Source organism: Thauera sp. 2A1 (genome assembly GCF_009469595.2).
GTDB lineage: Bacteria > Pseudomonadota > Gammaproteobacteria > Burkholderiales > Rhodocyclaceae > Thauera.
Window position 1 is genome coordinate 1 of sequence record NZ_SSXV01000049.1, and the last position, 4,312, is coordinate 4,312.

Genomic DNA, 4,312 nt, shown 5'->3' on the forward strand with positions numbered 1-4,312 from the left:
CAAAAAGGTAGATAGTTAGAAATAGAACCTAGTAGCGAAGATGTTCTGGTGGAAGGTTCTATAGAAGAATAGATACAATAGCCAGAAAAAGAAGTACAGGATATTATAGCCAGAGAAGAAAAAGTTGATGTAACTGTAGACGATGTTAGTCACATAGAAGATAGCACACCTTCTCCACAAGAGCTAGAATAGGAAGATATACGTAACAGAACTTTATAGAATCCTGATGAAGTATCTGGTGTTAGTGAACAAACATCTGAAGAAGTACCAGAAATTGCTGTAGCTACAGATGCTCAAGAAGCAAATGAAGAACAGAACACTAATACAAAAGATAAAAGTAATCCAGTACCACCAACTCCAACTCAAGTAGAAGACAGCAAGCCTGCTCAGGATGCTCCTACTATAACTATAGTTGATGGAGGTATATATGTAAATGATGGAACTACTTTTATATCTGATGAAGTATTGGCAGCAGAAGCTCAAATGCTAGAAGATACTTCTACTGAAGTATATGGAGAAACTGGCTACGCTAATATGAAACCTGAAACTGTTACTAATAACTCTGATGCATTGAGTAATAGAAAGGTATAGAAAGTAAAACATGTTTCTAACACGTTTTTCTTCCAACCAGATGCTGCATCTCCAATGAATATTACTGTGAATGGTAAACCTATTACTTTTACTAATAGTAAAGGAGAAGTAATACCTGTATTACCAGGAAAAGAATTATCTAAAAGACTTTTAAAGAACGGTTGGATAAATTCTGTAAATGCTTATTATATAGTAACTAACCATAGATACGGAGACACTTCTCCATATATGCAAGCTATTCACTTAGTATTAGAAGATACTGATGGAGTAATGATAGCTTCTCTAAGAACTCCAGATTATGTAGATAAAGAAATAGCATCTGGTAATTATAATTCTGAACAAGTTCAGTAGTTACAAAAGTAGAAAGAAAAGTTAATAGAAATTAGGCAACAGATAGTAAATGCTTACCTTGGTAGTAATAAAACTATACCTACTACTATTATAAAGTCTGTTAAACCAGCTAAATTAAGAATAAGTAATGGAGAATTTAATAACCAAAAATCTCCAGAAGGAGCTCCTGTAAGACGTAAACTTACAGAAGTTAATGACTTTGGATTAGAACAAAATAACGTAAGAAAGTTAGATCAACAAGTAAAGGAATTGCAAATTGGTTATGGTACTGGTTCTGTAGAAGACTTTGTTACTGAACCTTTTGTTATTCGCAAATTAGGGTCTAATGACGAATTAGCGAGTAATGGTGTTGGTAGATCTGGAGCATTATATATATTCCCAAAAGCAGAACAAACACCTAATGGTTCTATAGCTCCTATTCAATTATCTATACATAAATTAGATTATGATATTTATGGAGATGAAGTTGAATTGGGAAAAGACGGTAAAGTAAATTCTTTAGCTGAATTAGCATATAAGTTGTTAATCGGTAAAATAAAACTTGGTGGTGCTGAGCAAGATGTACTTAATATAATTGTTAATAATGGACCAAAGACTTTAATAAGTGAAGAAATAGGACAAAAATATCCATTCTTAATGGATAAAATGCTCTATTACTAGTCTGAAGAAGGTAACACACATGTACAATTTGCTGTAAGAAATTCTAATGGTAAACACATAAAAGTAGAATTTGATCCTAGTAGAGCTTCAGAATCTCAACATAAATTAGCTATAAGAAAAATAGCTAAAGATCTGCATTGGAATACCGATAAGTATGCTTTATTAGAACCTATATCAGATAGTATTATTCGACTAGCTACTTCTTACTTTAAACAGTATCCAAACGCTAAACAATTTAAGATAGCAGGTTTAGAGCAATTAGCTTTTACTAGAGAAGACTTAGGAATAGGTACTGATAAAGGACCAGTGTCTTTACTTACTTGGTTAATTAACACTGGTAAAATTGAAACAGATTTAGGTGATACTATATATAGAGCTCCTTTCATATATACAGATGGAGTAGCTATACCACAAGTTACTGAAACAGAATTAGCTAGTGCAAGCAAACAATAGCCAGTATAGAAATCAGCATAGAGAAAGGTAGAAGAAACTAACAATAAACAAGTAAAATTAGATAATAAACCTATTTCTACTACAGGTATAGAATATGTTTCTACTAATGAGAATTGGTCTGAAGAATAGATTAAAGATTGGATGAAAACCAATTCTCCTCAATACAAATATAAAACTGGTAAATGGCAAATAATTCGTAGAAATGGTAAATTGCAAGCTGCTCAGAGATTAGCGAAAAGAGGGTTAACTTCACAAGTAAAAGGTGAAGGTAAATTAAATGTAGATGAAGCTAGACAATGGCTACAAGATAAACTAGGCATTGACAAATCAGATGTTGTAACTTCAGAAGCAGTATTTAGAATGGCTAATGCTCCACAAGTATACGGTGCTTTAAAAGTATGTATGGATAGACTTAGTGGTGATACAGCAGCTAGAATATTCTTATCAGAACAATCTGGGCAAGGAGTAGAATTCCACGAAGGTTTCCATTATGTAAGTTAGTTATTAATAAACGATAAGCTTAGAGAACAAGTATATCAAGATTATGTAAAACAATATCCATATTTAAAAGATGCTTCTAAACAAGAAGTAGAAGAAGCTCTTGCTGAAGAATTCAGACAATATATGCTAAATGAAACTAAGCCATCTATAGCATATAGAATTAAAAAACTATTCAACGTAATACTTAAGGTATTAGGTATTACTAGGAATGGAGATTTAGTTAGAACTTTATTCAATAAGATACGCAAAGGAGAATTTTCAAAATATAAACCATCTAAGTCCACATTAGAAGATTTTGAAAAAAGATTTGGTGGTGTATTATACTATTATGTTCCAGGAGTAGAGGATAAAGAATTAAAGAAAATGGCTTCTATAGCAGACGCTACTACTTTCTATGCAGTAGTAGATTCTTTAAATGCTACAGTAATGGATACATTTAATATTAGTAGTATTGAAGATTTACAAAGTTTACCTAAGAAGATTAATGATATATTTGATGATATTCTAACGACTAACTTAGAGTTAGGAATGTATGATGAATCTCAAGAGCGACTTATCAAAGATGTAATCAACAACAAAGAAGTATTCAAGAAACAAATAGACGATTACTTAAGAAACTTTAGTATTATTAAAAAGAATACTGAAGAATCAGAAGAACAAGAAAGAGAAGAAAGAGAACTTGGAGATAATCCTGATAATACTTGGGATAAAGAAAGTTATACAATAAGTAAAAAAGCCAATGTAGCTTTCAAAGCGAAACTATTCTTTTATTCTATTCCTAAAACTAAATACGAATTTGATCCAGAAACAGGTAATAAATACTTAGTAGAAGAGGAGGATGACTTGTTGATGACTACTAGATCTGAAGATTTTAACGTTGTGTGGAATAAGATATTAGAGAATCTGTGGAATGTTGAAAGTTATTTAGACCTAGTAGATAAGTGCTATAATCTTGGTAAGGTAGATCCGTTCTTTATGACTGTATATAATAAGTTAACTTCAAAAGATGATCCTATTGATGAAGTCACTTAGACTCAAATATTAAATACAGTTAAAAGTGCAAAAAATAGTTTAACTGCTATAATTGTAGAAAGAAAGTAGATACCTTTTACGTAGAGAGGATCTGACGAACAGATAGAATATGCTACACAAGAGTATTCTAATAAATTAAAATGGAGAATTCAGAATTCTGATGTATATAGAAAGATAAGTAGATTACCAAAGAAATGGTCGCAATAGTTCTTCTTGTCAGATTTAATTGATGTTAATGAAGATGGTACTAGAACTATAAATCAAGATAAGTTTCATTCTGCTGTGTGGAAACATAAAATATTAATAGACAATGTATTAAAAAAGAAAGATAAAACTTTGGATGATTATATTAAAGTTAGATCTAGCTTTATAGATATGTGTAATAATCTATCTATTAATATGGATGATTTAGCATTAGACTATTTACTTACTAATGGAACAGGTCAACCTAATATGCAAGCGTTTGAAAATTTCTGGAGATCTACAAATGCTAGTACTTCTTTAACTAAAAGTATATTAAATAATATTAACATAGCTGCAATTAGAGGTACAAGTAGTATAAAATCCAGAAGTGGAGAAACTGCTAGAACATTTGATAGAATATTTACTAGTAGAAAACCAGATGCTTAGATAAATCTAATGGCTATAGCTTGGGGTAGAACACACCCATCTCCAGAAGAATTTAGTGTTACTGGAGCAGATGGTAATCTAGTATATCCTATTA

At 31.1% G+C, this 4,312-nt stretch carries 5 protein-coding genes; all 5 read left to right on the forward strand.

Features of this window, described 5'->3' with window-relative positions:
* Positions 1–645: 645 nt before the first annotated feature.
* The 5 genes from GH664_RS21910 (at position 646) to GH664_RS21930 (ending at position 4,218) form a co-directional block, all read left to right on the forward strand.
* Positions 646–942: a hypothetical protein gene (locus GH664_RS21910; RefSeq protein ID WP_153170235.1), complete on the forward strand. Its 297-nt coding sequence runs from the start codon at positions 646–648 to the stop codon at positions 940–942.
* A 249-nt stretch (positions 943–1,191) separates the two neighbouring features.
* On the forward strand, positions 1,192–1,602 hold the full coding sequence (locus GH664_RS21915; protein ID WP_153170236.1) for a hypothetical protein: 411 nt from the start codon (positions 1,192–1,194) through the stop codon (positions 1,600–1,602).
* 594 nt (positions 1,603–2,196) lie between these two features.
* Entirely contained in the window at positions 2,197–2,556 is a 360-nt protein-coding gene (locus GH664_RS21920; RefSeq protein ID WP_153163834.1) for a hypothetical protein, read from the forward strand.
* 123 nt (positions 2,557–2,679) lie between these two features.
* Positions 2,680–3,588 carry a hypothetical protein gene (locus GH664_RS21925; protein WP_153170237.1) on the forward strand — a complete coding sequence of 303 codons (909 nt, stop codon included), beginning with the start codon at positions 2,680–2,682 and terminating at the stop codon, positions 3,586–3,588.
* A 213-nt stretch (positions 3,589–3,801) separates the two neighbouring features.
* Positions 3,802–4,218: a hypothetical protein gene (locus GH664_RS21930; RefSeq protein WP_153163791.1), complete on the forward strand. Its 417-nt coding sequence runs from the start codon at positions 3,802–3,804 to the stop codon at positions 4,216–4,218.
* Positions 4,219–4,312: the final 94 nt, after the last annotated feature.